The organism is Chelatococcus sp. KU-N122 (genome assembly GCF_055391085.1).
In genome coordinates this window covers 2,638,490-2,653,679 of the sequence record NZ_AP043981.1, presented here as the reverse complement: position 1 = coordinate 2,653,679, position 15,190 = coordinate 2,638,490, and the positions used below count along the sequence as shown (strand labels likewise).

The 15,190-nt window shown below is 68.2% G+C and carries 12 protein-coding genes; 5 read left to right on the top strand and 7 right to left on the bottom strand.

Annotated features, from left to right (window positions below; genetic code table 11):
* Positions 1-85: 85 nt before the first annotated feature.
* Positions 86-2,833 carry a cation-translocating P-type ATPase gene (locus tag ACZ5PO_RS11950; protein ID WP_464193608.1) on the bottom strand — a complete coding sequence of 916 codons (2,748 nt, stop codon included), beginning with the start codon at positions 2,831-2,833 and terminating at the stop codon, positions 86-88.
* Positions 2,834-3,519: 686 nt separating this feature from the next.
* On the opposite strand from ACZ5PO_RS11950, the gene ACZ5PO_RS11945 reads away from it, so the two are divergent.
* From ACZ5PO_RS11945 to ACZ5PO_RS11935, 3 genes are all read left to right on the top strand, one after another.
* Positions 3,520-3,744, top strand: a complete 225-nt coding sequence (locus ACZ5PO_RS11945; protein WP_464193606.1) for a glycine zipper domain-containing protein — start codon at positions 3,520-3,522, stop codon at positions 3,742-3,744.
* A 276-nt stretch (positions 3,745-4,020) separates the two neighbouring features.
* On the top strand, positions 4,021-4,239 hold the full coding sequence (locus tag ACZ5PO_RS11940; protein WP_464193604.1) for a hypothetical protein: 219 nt from the start codon (positions 4,021-4,023) through the stop codon (positions 4,237-4,239).
* Between the two features lie 173 nt (positions 4,240-4,412).
* Positions 4,413-5,438, top strand: a complete 1,026-nt coding sequence (locus tag ACZ5PO_RS11935; protein ID WP_464193602.1) for an AI-2E family transporter — start codon at positions 4,413-4,415, stop codon at positions 5,436-5,438.
* A 36-nt stretch (positions 5,439-5,474) separates the two neighbouring features.
* On the opposite strand, the gene ACZ5PO_RS11930 is transcribed toward ACZ5PO_RS11935, so the two are convergent.
* The 4 genes from ACZ5PO_RS11930 to ACZ5PO_RS11915 form a co-directional block, all read right to left on the bottom strand.
* On the bottom strand, positions 5,475-7,256 hold the full coding sequence (locus ACZ5PO_RS11930; protein ID WP_464193600.1) for a PQQ-dependent sugar dehydrogenase: 1,782 nt from the start codon (positions 7,254-7,256) through the stop codon (positions 5,475-5,477).
* A 255-nt stretch (positions 7,257-7,511) separates the two neighbouring features.
* Positions 7,512-7,823 carry a hypothetical protein gene (locus ACZ5PO_RS11925; protein ID WP_464193598.1) on the bottom strand — a complete coding sequence of 104 codons (312 nt, stop codon included), beginning with the start codon at positions 7,821-7,823 and terminating at the stop codon, positions 7,512-7,514.
* 511 nt (positions 7,824-8,334) lie between these two features.
* Positions 8,335-9,249 (bottom strand): SDR family NAD(P)-dependent oxidoreductase, encoded by a 915-nt coding sequence (locus ACZ5PO_RS11920; protein ID WP_464193596.1) that lies wholly within the window; start codon positions 9,247-9,249, stop codon positions 8,335-8,337.
* Positions 9,250-9,579: 330 nt separating this feature from the next.
* Entirely contained in the window at positions 9,580-10,467 is an 888-nt protein-coding gene (locus tag ACZ5PO_RS11915) for a LysR family transcriptional regulator (protein WP_464193594.1), read from the bottom strand.
* A 124-nt stretch (positions 10,468-10,591) separates the two neighbouring features.
* Here ACZ5PO_RS11915 and ACZ5PO_RS11910 point away from each other — a divergent pair, with 124 nt between their 5' ends.
* Both ACZ5PO_RS11910 and rnk read left to right on the top strand, forming a co-directional pair.
* Positions 10,592-11,062, top strand: coding sequence for a PAS domain-containing protein (locus ACZ5PO_RS11910; protein ID WP_464193592.1), 471 nt, complete (start codon positions 10,592-10,594; stop codon positions 11,060-11,062).
* A 373-nt stretch (positions 11,063-11,435) separates the two neighbouring features.
* A complete protein-coding gene (gene rnk, locus ACZ5PO_RS11905; protein ID WP_464193590.1) occupies positions 11,436-11,831 on the top strand; it encodes a nucleoside diphosphate kinase regulator in 396 nt (131 codons plus the stop codon).
* 218 nt (positions 11,832-12,049) lie between these two features.
* Here rnk and ACZ5PO_RS11900 read toward each other — a convergent pair whose 3' ends face one another.
* Together ACZ5PO_RS11900 and ACZ5PO_RS11895 are read right to left on the bottom strand one after the other, a co-directional pair.
* A complete protein-coding gene (locus ACZ5PO_RS11900) occupies positions 12,050-13,252 on the bottom strand; it encodes an ABC transporter substrate-binding protein (protein ID WP_464193588.1) in 1,203 nt (400 codons plus the stop codon).
* A gap of 285 nt (positions 13,253-13,537) precedes the next feature.
* Entirely contained in the window at positions 13,538-15,178 is a 1,641-nt protein-coding gene (locus ACZ5PO_RS11895; RefSeq protein WP_464193586.1) for a GMC family oxidoreductase, read from the bottom strand.
* Between the last annotated feature and the right edge of the window lie 12 nt (positions 15,179-15,190).

Below are 15,190 nucleotides of genomic sequence, written 5' to 3'. Positions count from 1 at the left end.
GGCCAAGGGTTTGAGCCACTGATGTGTCCCCCGGTAGCCGGCGGCCCCCTCGCCCCGAGCGGTCTGACGCCGCCTGGCGCGGCCGTCAGGCGCCGGCCTCCACGGCGGTCACGGCTCGCCGCAGCCCAGCGGACGAACGGATGATCAGCTTCTCCGCCTCGACGACCAGGAAGAACGCCAGACCACCTGCAAGAAGCCAGGGCCAGACCCACAGCGGGATCGCCTCGTTGCCGAACATGGCCTGGAGCGGCGGCGCGTAGGTGAAGGCGAGCTGGAGGACGACGACGGCGGCAATGCCGAGCGGCAGATATCTGTTGCCCAGATGCGCCGTGAGCGACAGCGACGAGTCGAGCAGGTAGCGGCTGTTCAGCAGGTAGAAGACCTGGCCGATGGTGATGGCGTTGACCGCGACGGTGCGCGCCAGCCCGTCCGAGGCGCCGTACGCCTTCATCCAGAAGAACGCCACCAGCGTGTAGGCGAGCAGCGCCAGGCCGACGAAGACGATGCGCCAGATACCGAAGCCGGTGACGATCGGCCGGTCCACGGCGCGCGGCGGCCGGCTCATCACGTCGATCTCGTGCGGCTCGAACGAGATCACCAGGCCCAGCGCCACCGACGTCACCATGTTGACCCAGAGCACCTGCGGGGCGGTGATCGGCATGGTGAAGCCCAGGAAGATGGCGACCGCGATGACCAGCGCCTGCGCCACGTTGGTCGGCAGCAGGAACAGCATGGCCTTCTCGATATTGTTGTAGACGGTGCGGCCCTCCTTCACCGCCGCGGTGATCGAGGCAAAGTTGTCGTCGGCCAGGATCATGCCGGCCGCCTCCTTGGTCACCTCGGTGCCCTTGATGCCCATGGCGACCCCGATGTCCGCCTTCTTGAGCGAGGGCGCGTCGTTGACGCCGTCGCCGGTCATCGCCACCACCTGCCCGTTGGCCTGAATCGCCTTGACCAGGCGGAGCTTGTGCTCGGGGCTGGCGCGGGCGAACACGTCGACGGTGCGCACCTGCTCCTGGAGCGCTGCGGTGTCCATCGCCTCGATCTCCGTGCCCGTCAGCGCCGTCCTGCCGTCGCCGATGCCCAGCATCTTGGCGATGGCGGCGGCGGTGATCTTGTGGTCGCCGGTGATCATGGTGACGCGGATGCCGCCGCCATGGCATTCCCTGACGGCCTCGATGGCCTCCTTGCGCGGCGGATCGAGCAGACCGATCAGGCCCAGCAGAACGAGGTTTCTGGGCAGGTCGGCCGGGCTGAGGCCGCCGGCCGGCACCTGCGGATCCTCGAGCCAGGCGAAGCCCAGCACGCGCTCGCCCTGGGCGGCCAGCCGGTCGGACGCCGTGAGGAAATGCGGGCGGTCGAGGGGAGCCGCCTCGCCGGCGGTCTGCTGCCGGTCGCAATGCTCGAGGATCACCTCCGGTGCCCCCTTGACCAGCAGCATGGTGCGGCCGTCGGCCGTGCGATGCAGCGTGGCCATGAACTTGTGCTCGGATTCGAACGGGATGGCGTCGATACGCGGCGCCGCCGTCTGCTCGGCGCCGCGCTCCATGCCGAGCTTGGTGGCGAAGGGATAGAGCGCGCCCTCGGTCGGGTCGCCCTCCACGCGCCAGGCGCCGTCCTTCTGGAACAGCTCCGCATCGTTGCACAGCAGCGAGACCCGCCCCATGAGCGCCAGCACCGGCGCCGCGCCGATGGGCGATCCGTCGCGGGTGACCTCGCCGGCCGGGGCATAGCCGTCGCCGGACACCTGGAAGTCGTCCTCGGCGGTGACGGCCGACACCACCATCATCTCCATCAGGGTCAGCGTGCCGGTCTTGTCGGAGCAGATGCGCGACACCGAACCCAGGGTCTCGACCGCGGGCAGGCGACGGATGATGGCGTTGCGCTGGGCCATGCGCTGCACGCCGATGGCCAGCGTGATGGTGATGAGCGCCGGCAGCCCTTCCGGGATCAACGACACGGCGATGCCGGTGACGGCCTGGAACAGCTCGACGAAGTCCATGCCCTTCACCCACCTGCCATAGGCGAAGATGAGCACGCTGAGCACACCGATGACCGCGGTGATGGCGTAGCCGAAGCGCTTGATCTGACGCAGCAGCGGCGTCTCGAGCGCGCTCACGCTCGCGAGCAGCTGGTTGATGCGACCGAGCTCGGTGTCGTTGCCGGTGGCGACCACCACCCCCGTCGCGCGGCCCGACACCACCATGGTGCCGGAGAACGCCATGCCATGGCGGTCGCCCACGGTGGCGTTCGCCGACACCGGGTCGACGGATTTTTCCGCCGGAACGGATTCGCCGGTGAGCGCCGCCTCCTCGGTGCGCAGGTTCTTCGCCTCGACGAGCCGCAGGTCGGCGGGAATCTTGTCGCCGGACTCGAGCTGCACGATGTCGCCGGGCACCAGCGTCTCGGCGGCGAGCATGCGCGTCTCGCCGCTGCGGACGGCCCGCGCCTCGGCCGAGAGCATGTTGCGGATCGAATCGAGCGCCTTCTCGGCCCTGCCCTCCTGGATGAAGCCGAGCAGCGCGTTGAGAACGACGACGGCGAGGATGATGGCCGCATCCACCCACAGGCCCAGCATCAGCTTGGTGAAGCCGGCGCCGAGCAGCACGAGCACGAGGACGTTGTTGAACTGCGTCGCAAACCGCGCAAGCGGGCCGCGCTTGCGGCCTTCGGGCAGACGGTTCGGCCCGTAGCTGCGGAGCCGGGCCTCGGCCTCGGTCGCGTCGAGCCCGGTCTCGCGGTTGCTGGCGAGGCGCGTCAGGGCCTCCTGCGGAGACACTGCATGCCAGGCCACGACGTCGCGCGCCGTGGCCGCATCTGCTCCTGCGCTCATGCCCGTTCTCCGTTTCCTCCAGTCCCGCCGCTCATGCCGGCGCGCTGCGGCCGGACGATACGACGGGCGTCTGACGGGTTGGCCGGCAGACGATGTTGCCCCCAGGCGGCGTCGCATCGGCCTATCGTAGACCTGAAGGCGCACCGAGGTGGGGCAAGAACGGTATCTACCCGGCTCAGCTTCAACAACCGAGCAAATCGAAGATGGGGACGCGCAGGCAAGAACCGGGACGCCTCGCCAACTCGACCCGAAAATGGAAGGCAAGTTCAGCGCATGGGGCAACGCTGCGCCCTGCTGATCACCTCGGCCGGCGCTGGCGGAACCTGTTCGCCGGACCCGCTCGGCGCCCAGGCCCGTGACCGTGGACCGGCGGGATTCAGTTGGGACGGTTCGCACACGTGCGGGACGTCGTGCCGATGCCCGGCACCGTTGCGCCGCATATAATGCCGACGAGCGCCGGGCCGCTTCGATCCATTGGGGGGATGAGGCGGCTCGGCTCGGAATGGAGGCGGGGCATCGGCTGCTCCACCGCCTGTCCGTCGCCGCGGGCCGGGGCCGCCTGGATGGACAGGCTCCACCCGTTTGATCTAGAGCACGGCTGTCGCGAGCGGGCAATTCCGCCCCCGCGGCGCGCATCCAGCCCCATCGGCCCGATGCACCCCATCAATCTGGAGAAGGAATTCCGCATGAGGCAGATGCTGGTGTTTGGACTGCTGACCGTCACCTTGGCCGCCTGCAACCCCTATAACCGCACCGATCGCACCATCGGGGGCGCGGCCATCGGCGCCGGCACCGGCGCCATCATCGGCGGCCTGGCAAGCGGAACCGCCGGCGGTGCCCTCGCCGGAGCGGCGATCGGCGGCGTCGGCGGCGCCATCGTCGGCAACGCCACGACGCCGCGCGGCCGCTGACTCGACACGCCGGAGACGGCCGGTTACCCGGAGGCGCATGTTCTCGGTCGGGCGGAATCGCCCGGCCGGCGAGGATGCGCTTCAGGTGGGGTGCTCACGTGCGTGGGCAGGACATGCGCACGGACACGACGAGCGCCAATGCGATTGGCATAGAATCCCACTTCTACTCAGAACGTCTCTATCTTCCGGCATCACAACGATTGCCGTTGTCCAAATGAATACTTTATTTATGGTGCAAACCGCCATCGGCACCATCCTTCATTTGGGAGTCTAGCTATGAAAATCGCAAGTATTGCGGCCCTCGGCCTTGGTCTCGGGATCGCCGCCATGGCCATACCGGTCGACACCGCCCAGGCGGCCTCGCGCAACAGCGCGATGAAGGCGTGCAATGCCCGCGCGGCGCACGCCTACCCGCGCGCTCACGCCCACGGCGCCAGCCGCAATCGCGCCCACGTCTATGCCGCCTGCATGCGGACCAAGGGGTTCCGGCCCTGACGTTTGCGGCACTCCGCCGGCGGCCCCGCCTTGCGGCTTGAAGAAAGGGGCTCCGCGCGCCGGAGCCCCCGTCCGCGCGGCTTGACGGGCGAGGCCGCGCCGTCGATGTATCGGTCGGCGGCGAGATTCACCGGCTCGCGCAACGCCCCCCTGGCTGACGAGAGCGAGACGTGATGGGCGCGCGCGAAATCCGCATCATGCTTGGCATATGCACCGCCATCCTGGCCACGGCGGCGTTGCATCTGGCGCGCCCGGTCACGGTGCCCGTGACCTTCGCGCTGTTCGTCATCGCCCTGGTCTGGCCGCTGCAGGCGGCGCTGCAGGTGCGCATGCCCAAGCTGTCGGCGATGGTGATCACGCTGGCCGTGACCATCGCCACGGTGGGCGCCCTCGGCTACCTCGTTCTCTGGGGGTTCAGCCAGGCCGGCCAATGGCTGGTCGCCAACGGCGGACGCTTCCAGGCACTCTACACCGAGGTGGCGGCCTGGCTCGAAGGCCATGGCCTCTACGCCGCCGGCATGCTGGCCGAGAGCTTCAACGTCAGCTGGCTGCTGCGCATCTTCCAGGGCCTCGCGACGCGGCTGAACGGCATCATCGCCTTCGCCGTGGTGACCCTGATCTTCGTCATGCTGGGCCTGCTGGAGGTCGACATCATGCAGCGCAAGCTGGCGAGCGCAGCGCCCGGGACAGCCGGCGAGCGCCTGCTCGCGGCCAGTACCAGCATCGCCCGCAAGCTGCGCAAGTACATGGCGGTGCGCACCGTCATGAGCGTGCTGACCGGCGTCGCCGTCTGGGCGCTGACGGCGCTCCTGGGGCTCGAGCTGGCGCTGGCCTGGGGCGTCATGGCGTTTGCGCTGAACTACATCCCCTTCGTCGGCCCGCTGCTGGCGACCTTGCTGCCCACCATCTTCGCCCTGGCCCAGTTCGGCTCGTGGCAGCTGGCCGCGACGGTGTTCGTCGGCATGAACCTCGTCCAGTTCTTCAGCGGCAGCTACATCGAGCCGCGCGTCGCCGGCAATGCTCTCGCCATCTCGCCGTTCATCGTCCTGCTGGCGGTGTTCTTCTGGAGCTTCATGTGGGGCATCGCCGGCGCCTTCATCGGCATTCCCGTGACCATCGCCATCCTCACGGTCTGCGAGCAGATCCCGTCGAGCCGGTGGGCCGCGGATCTCCTCTCCGGCCGCGCGGACCCGGCCTGACCGCCGCATCGGCCGTGCTGGCGCATAAGCCGGCGCTCAGTTGTGCCTGTCATGGCTGATGGCCCAGACGTAGGCCGACACCGCCGCCAGATCCTGCGCCGAGAGCGGCGATCCGCCGAGCGGCGGCATCACGCCCTGGTACCGCTTCGGCTGCGGCACGCCCCGCTCGATGATCGCGCGCAGCCCGGCGAGGCTGCCGTCGCTCCACAGCCAGCGGCCGCTATTGAGCGCCGGGCCTTGCGGGCTGCCGCCGGCGTCGGAGCCGTGGCAGCCGGAGCAGGTGCCGTCGCCCGCCTCGCCGTGGAAGATCCGATCGCCCAGGGCGACCTGCTCCGCCGTGGCGCCGGGCGGCGGCGGCAGCGTGCGTAGCCTACGGCCCGCATCGGCATGCACGCCCTCCGGCGGCAGCGCTGAGGGCGCAGCGTTGGCGGTTACGACGGCCGGCGCGGGCGCCGGCGCGACCACGTCCCCTCCGTCGCCGGCGTAGGTGATGCGCCAGATCCGGCCATGGACGTCGTCGGCGACATAAAGAGCGCCGTCCGGCGCCTCGGCGAGGCCCGTCGGCCGGAAGGCCGCCCGGCCCGGACTCTTGTCCGCCCCGGCGAAGCCGTCGGCGAACACGACATAAGGCCCGGTGGCCCGCCCGTCCGCCAGCGGCTGGAAGACGACGTTGTAGCCGCCCTGGGGGAGCGGCGCCCGGTTCCACGATCCGTGGAAGGCGATGAAGGCGCCGCCGCGATAGCCGGCCAGGAACCTGTCACCATGATAGATGGCCAGGTCGTTCGGTGCCCAGTGGCCCGGGAAGGCCGCGATCGGCGCTCGCCGTTGCGCGCAGGCGCCGACGGCCTGGCCGCCGTCACCGCCGTATTCCGGCGCGAGCACCAGCTTCCCTTGCCGCTGGTCGTAGTAGCATTGCGGCCAGCCATAATCCGCCCCGGGCTCGACGAGCAGCAGCTCCTCGGCGGGCAGCTCCGCGCTCTGCTCGGCGGTATAGAGCCGCGGCCAATTCTGGAAGAGCTGGTCGCGGCCGTGCTGGGTGGCGTACAGCCGGCCGTCGCCGTCGAAGGCGAAGCCCTCGCCGTTGCGGATGCCGCCGGCGTAGCGCTCCGTCGGCGAGAACACCTGGCCGGTCTTGTTGGCATCGTAGCGCCAGATGCCGCCTCGGGTCTCCGTCTCCCGGCACGGCGCGAGCCCGCGCGAGCCGGCGATCCGGTTCTGCTGCTGGCAGGCATTGGTGGCCGAGCCCAGGTCGACGAAGAGCGCGCCGCTCTGGTCGATCACGAAGGGGTGCATGGGATGGTCGCCGGTCAGGGGCAGGCCGGAGAGCACCACCCGCGGCCGCCCGGCCGGGCGCGGCGATCCGGGCACGAGCTCGTAGCGCAGGATGCGGTCGCGCTCCTCGGCGTAGAGGGCTCCCCCGTACAGCGCGATGCCGCTGCCCCCGGCTCCGCCTTCAGCCGCCATCACGCCGAAACGCTCGACGGCATCGGCCCGGCCGGTGCCGTGGCTGTCCTTCAGGGCGAGCAGGAAGCCTCCGGGTGGCGGCGGCGAACCGGGAAAGTACCGGCCACTCCAAGTGTTCGCATAGACGGTGCCGTCCGCGGCGACGACCAGATGCCGGACGTGGCCGAGATTGTCGGCGAAGACGGTGGCGCAGAAGCCCGGGGACAGGGTGAGCCCGCCGTTGTCGCCCGGGCACCGCGCCGCCGCCTGGGCCACCGCGCGACGTGCATCGAGCCCTGCCATCAGGGCCGACAGGACGAGCCCGCACGCCGCCATGGCGACGGCGCGGGCGAACGCACGACCATCATTCGTCATGCTCGTCTCCCGACACTTCGACGACGTCTCGGGTGGCGCGCCGCGTCACGTCGCACCGACGCACCGGGGTGCTTCGCCTATGCCACGCCCGGGCGCGCATACTTGGCAAGCCCTGCGCGAGCGGGCCTCCCATGCCGTGGCCGTCGACACGGCTCCTTCAGCCATTCCGCCTCAGGCGAATTGCGCCGCAGCGGCGGCGGAGGCGATCCGCGGGATGGCCGCCGCGCCGCCGGCCGATGGAACACCGTGACCGCGTCACCGGACCACGGAGTGACCGGGCTCGTCACGGACGGGATCGGAGGCGACCTGCGGGCCATAGCGAACATAATCGGCGACGAGCAGACCGCCGATCAGCAGGTACAGGACGATCGAAAACGCGATGTGGGCGGCGTTGGGGGACCTCGCGCGCGCGCCGCCGCGTCGCGGCAGCAGAAACGTGGCCGGCAGCAGCAAGATGAACCAGGCCAGCGCCTTGAGAGCCGCACCGACGATGGCGAATGCCCGCGGATCGAACGCGTTGTGCCGCATACTCACCCCAAGAATTGACGCGGCCGCCCCGGCCGCCAAAGGGCGGAACCATGGCCGCCTGAGACCGGCGAGTGGTGAGATTATGCCGTCCACGACCAGGATTGAAGAGCATCCGGCGCGGTCGACGTTCCGGTGATTTCGGAGCTGCCGCGCTATGTCGTTGCCGCAGCAGCGGATTCATCCGCAGATCGGCGCCCGCTTTTGGGTTCGGCGTCCCATGAGCCGTACCCCCCGCTCAGGCTCCCACGCCCACGGGCTCCAATGCTCACAGGCCGAATGCCCACAGGCCGAATGCTCAAGAGCAAAGCCGGCGCCATCCGAAGGACGACGCCGGCCCACCCTGCGCTCATCGCTTTCGCGGGGGGCTGCTCGGCAGATGAGCGCCGGATCCCCCTGACATATGATCGAGATCCGCCGGCGCAAGAGCGGCGCAGGCGCCCATCGCTCGATCCGCGCCGGGCTGTTCCGAGACGAGAAGCTGAATGGCGTCAACGCGGTGGATCGCCGTCAGGCGCGGCCGCTCACGGCCTGCCGCCGTCACCCGTGCCGATCACAGCAGGCCATGCTGCTTCAGCTGGTTCTCGAGATTCGTCAGGTTCGCGGCATAGCGCGTCGCGCCGGTCATTTGCGAGATCTCCGCGAAGCGCTCGTCATATGTCTCGGGCGTGATCTCCCCGGTCGGATCGACGAGGGCGCCGGGCGAGCGCATGAGCTCGACTTGAGCGAAGAAGCCGCCGCCCGCCACGAGGATGCGGCCGTTCACATCGCAGCGGTCGCTGCTCAGCCACAGCACCGCCGGAGCCACGGCCTCCGGCCCGAGGAACCGCGTCAGATGGCCGGGCAGGATGCCGTCGCTCATCTTGCTCGTCGCGGTGGGAACGATGGTATTGAAGCGGACGGCCTCGTTCTCCGCCTCAAGGACCAGGCAGTGCATCAGACCGACCATGGCCGTCTTGGCGGCGCCATAGGCGGCCTGGCCGGCAAAGCCCACGAGCCCCGAGCCGGAGCTGGTGAAGACGACCCGCCCGTACCGGCCGGCCTGCATGTGCGGCAGCGCCGCGCGGGTCATGAAGATCGCGCCGAGCAGGTGCACCTCGACGATGGACCGGCACTGGTCCACCGGCATCTCGGTCAACGGCGCCTGGAACAGGTTGCCGGCGTTGTTGATCAGGATGTCGAGCCGCCCGAAGCCGTCGACCGCCGCGGCGACGATCCGGGCCGCCCCGTCCGGATCGGAGACCGAGTCGTAGCTGGCGATGGCCTCGCCGCCGCGGCTGCGGATCTCCGCCACCACCTCGTCCGCCGAGCGCGTCCGGCGGCCGTCGGCGGCGACGGCGACGGCGCTGCCGAGATCGTTGACGACGACACGGGCGCCGCGCTCCGCCAGCTTCAGGGCGTAGCTGCGGCCAAGCCCGCCGCCTGCCCCGGTCACGATCGCGACGCGCCCGTCAAAGCCGATATGCATGTGCTCATCCTCGCCCAAACCGCTGACCTGCGGCATCAACGAATATAAGGATCATTTACCTGTCAATAGATCTATTGGAAGGCTGCCTCCGCGGCAGCCGCAGGGCCGGCGGCCCGGCCGATCGCTTCGGCACGGAGAGCATGACGAGCCGCTTTGCGCGGAGATTTTGACGCTTTGCCTCGGTCGCAGCAAAAGCTGCACCGAGGCGCAACTGCGTATCTCGCCTCATAGCAAGACTTTTAATCCTCGAGTCACACCAATGGCGCAGCCCGCCGCCCGAGCTTGCCGCAGCGCATCCGGCGAGGCGCGCCGAGGGCGGACACGTCACCTTCAGCGTGAGGCGCGCGGGGCGATCGACGCGGGCAGGCCGGGCATCTCTCCGGCGGCCGCGACGCTGCGCAGCCCCTGGCGCGCGCGGTGAACGGCGTCATTGTCACTATGCCCGGCATAGACGGCGTAGGCCGAATGAGAGAATTCCGGCCCGTCCTTCACGCGATGCAGCCGGCCGTCGCTCAGAAACGGCCGTGCGGTGCCGAGCCGGAAATAGCCGCAGCCGCCCACGGTCAACACATAGGTCAGCGCCAGCGGGCCCAGCGAGATCGAGACCGGCGGGCTGCTGGATTGCGGAAAGGCCGCCTGATGGTTGGCCGCGAAGGCCGCGCCCCAGTCGACGTAGACGTAGTCCTCGGGGACGAGTTCGCCGTCCGGCGAGGTCGTGACCAGGACGAGCTTTTCCTCGAACAGCAGCTCCGCCACCAGGTTCGGCCAGGGGGCGGGATTGTAGAGGACAGCCAGGTCGAGCGAGCCGTCCTGGACACGGGCGAGGAGGCTCCCGGGACTGTCGACGTCCGCCCGCAGCGCGATCTCGGGGCATTCCCGATGCATCCATATCAGCCAATCCGCCAGCAGCGGATGCCACAGGCTCAATTCGCCGCCGACGCTGACGCCGTCCTTGCGGCCGGGGGGAAGCGCGACCTGCTGCCTCGCCCGTTCCCACACCTGGACCATCGTCGTCGCGGGACGGACCAGGCGCTCGCCGGCGGGCGTCAGGCGGGCGCCGGCCTTGTTGCGGACGAACAGACGGCGCCCGAGCAACTCCTCCAGGGCCCGGACGCGGGCGCTGACGGCGGTTTGGGTGACGTGAAGCCGCTCGGCCGCGGCGATGAAGCTGCCGCAGCGGGCAATCTCCAGGAACGTGCGCGCCTGATTGATATCCATGCACTAATATGCATATTTTTGCATTTAAATTCAATCAAATGAATTTTTGAAATTCAAAGACTGGTGCCATCTTAGCTGGGACATGCGCGGCGGCACTCCGTGTCGCCGGCAGCGGCTTTCAGCGATGGATCCTCCCGTGACGGCGTCCGCCTCGTCCAATGTCCCCGTCCGCATCGCGCAGGCCCTGCTCGCGACGCGCTCCGACGCGATTCTGGCGACCGACCCGCGTGGCGTCATCCAGCTCTGGAACCCCGGAGCGGAGCGCATCTTCGGCTTTCCCGCCGAGCAGGCGGTGGGCCGGTCGCTGGACATCATTATTCCGGCCAATCTCCGGGCCCGGCACTGGGAGGGATGGTCGCGCGCGATCGAGACCGGCCGAAGCCGCTACGGCGCGGGCGAGCTGCTGTCGGTCCCGGCGCTGACTGCGGACGGGCGGCGCATCTCCGTCGAGTTCACCATCGTCATGCTGCACGGGGCAGACGGACGCGTGGACAGCGTCGCGGCGATCCTGCGCGACGTCACCCCGCGCTTCGAGGAGCTGCGCAACCTCCGGAGGCAGCTGGCGTCGCAGGCCGCGCCCGCGCGCTCGCCCTGAGCCGGCGGCAGGCCGGCGCACGGCCTGACAGTCTCGATGCCGGGACCGGCGCATGATCTCCAAGGCCGACGCCAACTCCTGAAAATGGTCGTTCCGGACACGTACCGAGATCGGCGCGCTGCCTTGACACGGCAGAAGAACCTGCCAGATTATATGTATGTGTAAGATCTGCGCCGTCGTTTTCCGGATTCATCCGATCGCGGAATCTTAGCCCCGGGCTCGGCCATATGCGCCCCGAGCTCCGGGGACGCAATCGGGCTGCCCGCGGCAGCGCCGGCCATCCAGGCGCCTTTCACCAAGCACCAGAGCGGACTCGGTCAGCGCGGCAATCCGCTGGTCGCGTTCATGCGCCGTCAACCGGACATCGGCCATCATGACAGAACTCGCGCACACCGGCGGCAAGCCGCGAATCGTCGTTAGCGATATCGACTATAAGCGCCTGACCGATCTTGCAGCAGCCGCGCACGGCCCGTTTCGCGAGGTCGCCGAGGAACTCCTGGCCGAGATGGACCGGGCCCAGGTGGTCTCCGCCGCGGCCGTGCCGGCGAACGCTGTCCGCATGGGCTCGACCGTCGCCTTTCAGTCCGATACCGGACAACACAGGCGGGTGACGTTGGTGTTTCCCGGCGAGGCGGATATCGCGGAGAACAAGATCTCCGTCCTCACGCCGATCGGCGCAGCCCTCATCGGCCTTTCGACAGGCCAGTCGATCACCTGGATCGCGCGCGACGGCCGACAGCATGAGCTGACGGTCCTGAGTGTCGAATAGCTTCGCACGGTGATCGCGACACGCTAGAGCATGATCCCAAAAAGTGGATACCGGTTTTTGGATAAGATCATGCTCAAAACAATGACTTAGAGCGGGATGATTCGAAGATAAATCATCCCGCTCGAGCCCTGCGGCAAAGGCCGCGCCGTCATGGCCGGGCTTGGACCCGGCCATCCATCCCCTTGAAAAGCAACATCGTCGAGCGTCCGGATTGGCGCTCACTTGTCGATCGGAACCCAGCCCTTTCCGTCGAACTGCTCGATGATCAACGATTTGAACATGTCGTAGTCCTGTGCATCCGCTTTCAGGTTGATGCCGGGCATGACCATAGGAAAGCTTGTCTCGTCGATGTTCGTCGCGACCTTGAGGATATTGTCGCGCGTGAGCCGATTGCCCGCCGCCTCGAGGATCCGGCGGAGCATGACGGCCGCGGCGTAGCCATAGGCGGCGCTGGCATCGTCGGCGCGCCCCTCGAGCCCCGCCCTGCGCATGAAGGCCAGGTACTCCTGGACGTCGGGCGCGCCGGACCAGACCGGGTCGAGCGGCGCCTTGAACGCCAGCGCCGATACGACGCCCTTCGCCAGGTCGAAGCCGGCCGGTTGGAAGACCCCGGCGATCGATGTGGCCGGGCTCCAGAAGAACCGCAGCGGCTGCCAGTCGATCTCATGAGCCCGGCGGATGGCCTGAATCGCGAACTTCGGCGGACCCGCGAAGACAAGGACGTCGCTGCCGGCCGCCTTCATGCTCAGCAGTTGCGAATCGACGCTGGTATCGGCGACCTCGAAGGCGCGCTGCATGACGATGCTGCCCTTGAAGCCGTCGCCGAGGCTCTTTTTCAGGTCCGTCAGAAAATCGCGTCCCGAATCGTCGTTCTGGTAGAGCACCGCGATTTTGGCGTCCGGCCTGTTCTTGCGGATGTAGGCGGCATATGCCTGCGCCTCGCGCCGATACGACGGATAGAACGTCATGCTCCAGCGAAATTTGTCGGGATTATGCCACTTCGAGCTGCCGCTGCCGATCAGCAGGTGGGGAATGTGCTTCGCGTTCAGATAAGCCTGGATCGCCGAGTTCGTCGGCGTGCCGAGGGAGCCCGCGATGAACAGCACCTCCTCGCCCTCGACGAGCTTCCGCGTCTGCTCCACAGTCTTGGGAGGACTGTAGCCGTCGTCGAGCGAGATGAGATCGACTTTTCGTCCGTTGATGCCGCCTTTTGCATTAAGATCATTGAAGTAGGCCGTCATCACCGTGCCTTGCAGCGACAGCACCGACTGCGGCCCGCTGTAGGGCATGGTTTGGCCGATCTTGATGGCCGTATCGCTGGCGCCGGGGTCGTACGTCGCATCTTCGGCGATCGCGCCTCCCGATGAAGCAAATCCGAACGCAAGCGCAGTCGCAAGCGCGCTTAAGACCCCAGCTTTCATGTTCATCACTCCGATATATCTGTCTTTGTGCGACGCCCTGCCGAATGACTATACTCGACGACGGACCAGCGCAGCGGATACTTGCTTAAAAGAACATCGTTCGATCAGATCGGCTCATCTGATCGGGACAGACTTTCGAGTGATGAACTTGAAGGCTCTGAACGCGAGGGTCATGCAAATGGCAGGACCCTTCAAATCCGCTAAACTACACTGGTATCGTAGAGTTCCCAGTGTGGCTCAGGAATCCGGAACTCGCTTCCAGCGTCGCCCCAAGGTTTCGCCACACTAAACGCGCATGTCCTGAAGCACCATGTCCGCCGCCTTCTCGCCGATCATGATGGCGGGTGCGTTGGTGTTGCCTGAGACGATCGTCGGCATGATCGACGCATCGGCGACGCGCAGGCCACCGACTCCGCGCACGCGCAGCCGCTCGTCGACGACCGCATCCGCGCCCGGGCCCATGGCGCAGGTTCCGACCGGATGGTACATGGTGTTGGCGCAGCCCCGGACGTAGGCCTCGAGCTGGGCGTCGTCGTTGACGTCGATGCCGTCCGCCGGCGAGAGCCGCTTGACCAGGACCTCGCGGATCTTGGGCGAGGCGTAGATCTTGTCGACCAGCCGCAGGGCGCTCATCAGGGCAGCGAGATCGCTGTGGTGCGACAGATAGTTGGCGTGGATGGCGGGCGCCGTCGTGGGCGCCGCCCCCTTGAGCCGGATCTCGCCGCGCGACTTCGGCCGCAGATAGGACACCGATGCCGACCAGCCCGGGAACGCGTGGTCGCCCGGCGTGCCCGAGACCATCGCCTCGGTGCTGTAGGCGCGAAAGCCGATCTGCGTGTCGGGCGTGTCGGCGCCGGGCAACGACCGGCAGAAAATGTAGGCGCTGCTGGAGCCGGTGGTCAGCAGGCCGCTGCCCCGCGCGTAGTAACGCAGGATGTGCGGCAGCAGCCGCAGGCCCCGTGTCTCGGCGTTGAAGCTGAACCCGGGCTTCACCTCGTGCACCCAGTGCACGTACATGTGGTCCTGCAAGTTGCGGCCGACACGCGGGTTATGGCGGGCGACCTCGATCCCCCACTCGTTGAGGTGCTCGCCCGGCCCGATGCCGGACAGCATCAGGATCTGCGGTGAATTGACGGCCCCGGCCGACAGGATGATCTCACCGGCGCAGCCGACGCGGGTGGTCTGCCCGCCGCGCTGCACGTCGACCGCGGTCGCCCGCCCGCCCTCCGTGACGATGCGCTCGACCAGCGCCTCGGTCCATATGGCGAGGTTGGGCCGCGCGCCGATGGTGCGCAGGTAGGCGGTCGCCGTGGTGTGCCGGCGGCCTCGGTTGTCGATGGTGTGGTCGATCCAGCCGATGCCGTCCTGCGTCGGCCCGTTGAAGTCCGGGTTCAGGGGCAGCCCGGCGGCCAGGCCGGCGTCGATGAAGGCGCGCGTCGCCCGATGGATGGACGAGCCGGCGGGCTGGCGCTGCTCGGTGTTGGTCACACGCACGTTGCCGTCGCCGCCGTGCAGCTGGCTCTCGCCGCGCCAATAGCTCTCGCTCTTCCTGAAGTATGGCAGGACGTCGTCCCACGACCAGCCGCTCGCCCCCGACTGCGCCCATTGATCGTAGTCTTCGGGCTGCCCGCGCACATAGGCCATGCCGTTGATGGCACTGGAGCCGCCGAGCGTCTTGCCCCGCGGCCAGTAGACCGTGCGGCCGTTGAGGTTCGGTTCCGGCTCGGTGGAATAGGCCCAGTTGATGCGGGTGTCGAGGAAGACCCGCTGCATGCCGGCCGGGATATGGATCCACATGCTCTTGTCGCGGGGGCCCGCCTCCAGCAGGAGCACGCGGTTGCGCGGGTCCGCCGACAGCCGGTTTGCCAGAACACATCCGGCCGAGCCGGCGCCTATGACAATGAAGTCGAAAATCTCGGCCGTCATCGAATTGGGCTC

Excerpts from the sequence above, each read along its gene's own strand:
- ACZ5PO_RS11950 (WP_464193608.1), bottom strand. The coding sequence starts at position 2,833 with ATGAGCGCAGGAGCAGATGCGGCCACGGCGCGCGACGTCGTGGCCTGG.
- ACZ5PO_RS11945 (WP_464193606.1), top strand. The coding sequence starts at position 3,520 with ATGAGGCAGATGCTGGTGTTTGGACTGCTGACCGTCACCTTGGCCGCC.
- ACZ5PO_RS11940 (WP_464193604.1), top strand. The coding sequence starts at position 4,021 with ATGAAAATCGCAAGTATTGCGGCCCTCGGCCTTGGTCTCGGGATCGCC.
- ACZ5PO_RS11935 (WP_464193602.1), top strand. The coding sequence starts at position 4,413 with ATGGGCGCGCGCGAAATCCGCATCATGCTTGGCATATGCACCGCCATC.
- ACZ5PO_RS11930 (WP_464193600.1), bottom strand. The coding sequence starts at position 7,256 with ATGACGAATGATGGTCGTGCGTTCGCCCGCGCCGTCGCCATGGCGGCG.
- ACZ5PO_RS11920 (WP_464193596.1), bottom strand. The coding sequence starts at position 9,249 with ATGCATATCGGCTTTGACGGGCGCGTCGCGATCGTGACCGGGGCAGGC.
- ACZ5PO_RS11915 (WP_464193594.1), bottom strand. The coding sequence starts at position 10,467 with ATGGATATCAATCAGGCGCGCACGTTCCTGGAGATTGCCCGCTGCGGC.
- ACZ5PO_RS11910 (WP_464193592.1), top strand. The coding sequence starts at position 10,592 with ATGGATCCTCCCGTGACGGCGTCCGCCTCGTCCAATGTCCCCGTCCGC.
- rnk (WP_464193590.1), top strand. The coding sequence starts at position 11,436 with ATGACAGAACTCGCGCACACCGGCGGCAAGCCGCGAATCGTCGTTAGC.
- ACZ5PO_RS11900 (WP_464193588.1), bottom strand. The coding sequence starts at position 13,252 with ATGAAAGCTGGGGTCTTAAGCGCGCTTGCGACTGCGCTTGCGTTCGGA.
- ACZ5PO_RS11895 (WP_464193586.1), bottom strand. The coding sequence starts at position 15,178 with ATGACGGCCGAGATTTTCGACTTCATTGTCATAGGCGCCGGCTCGGCC.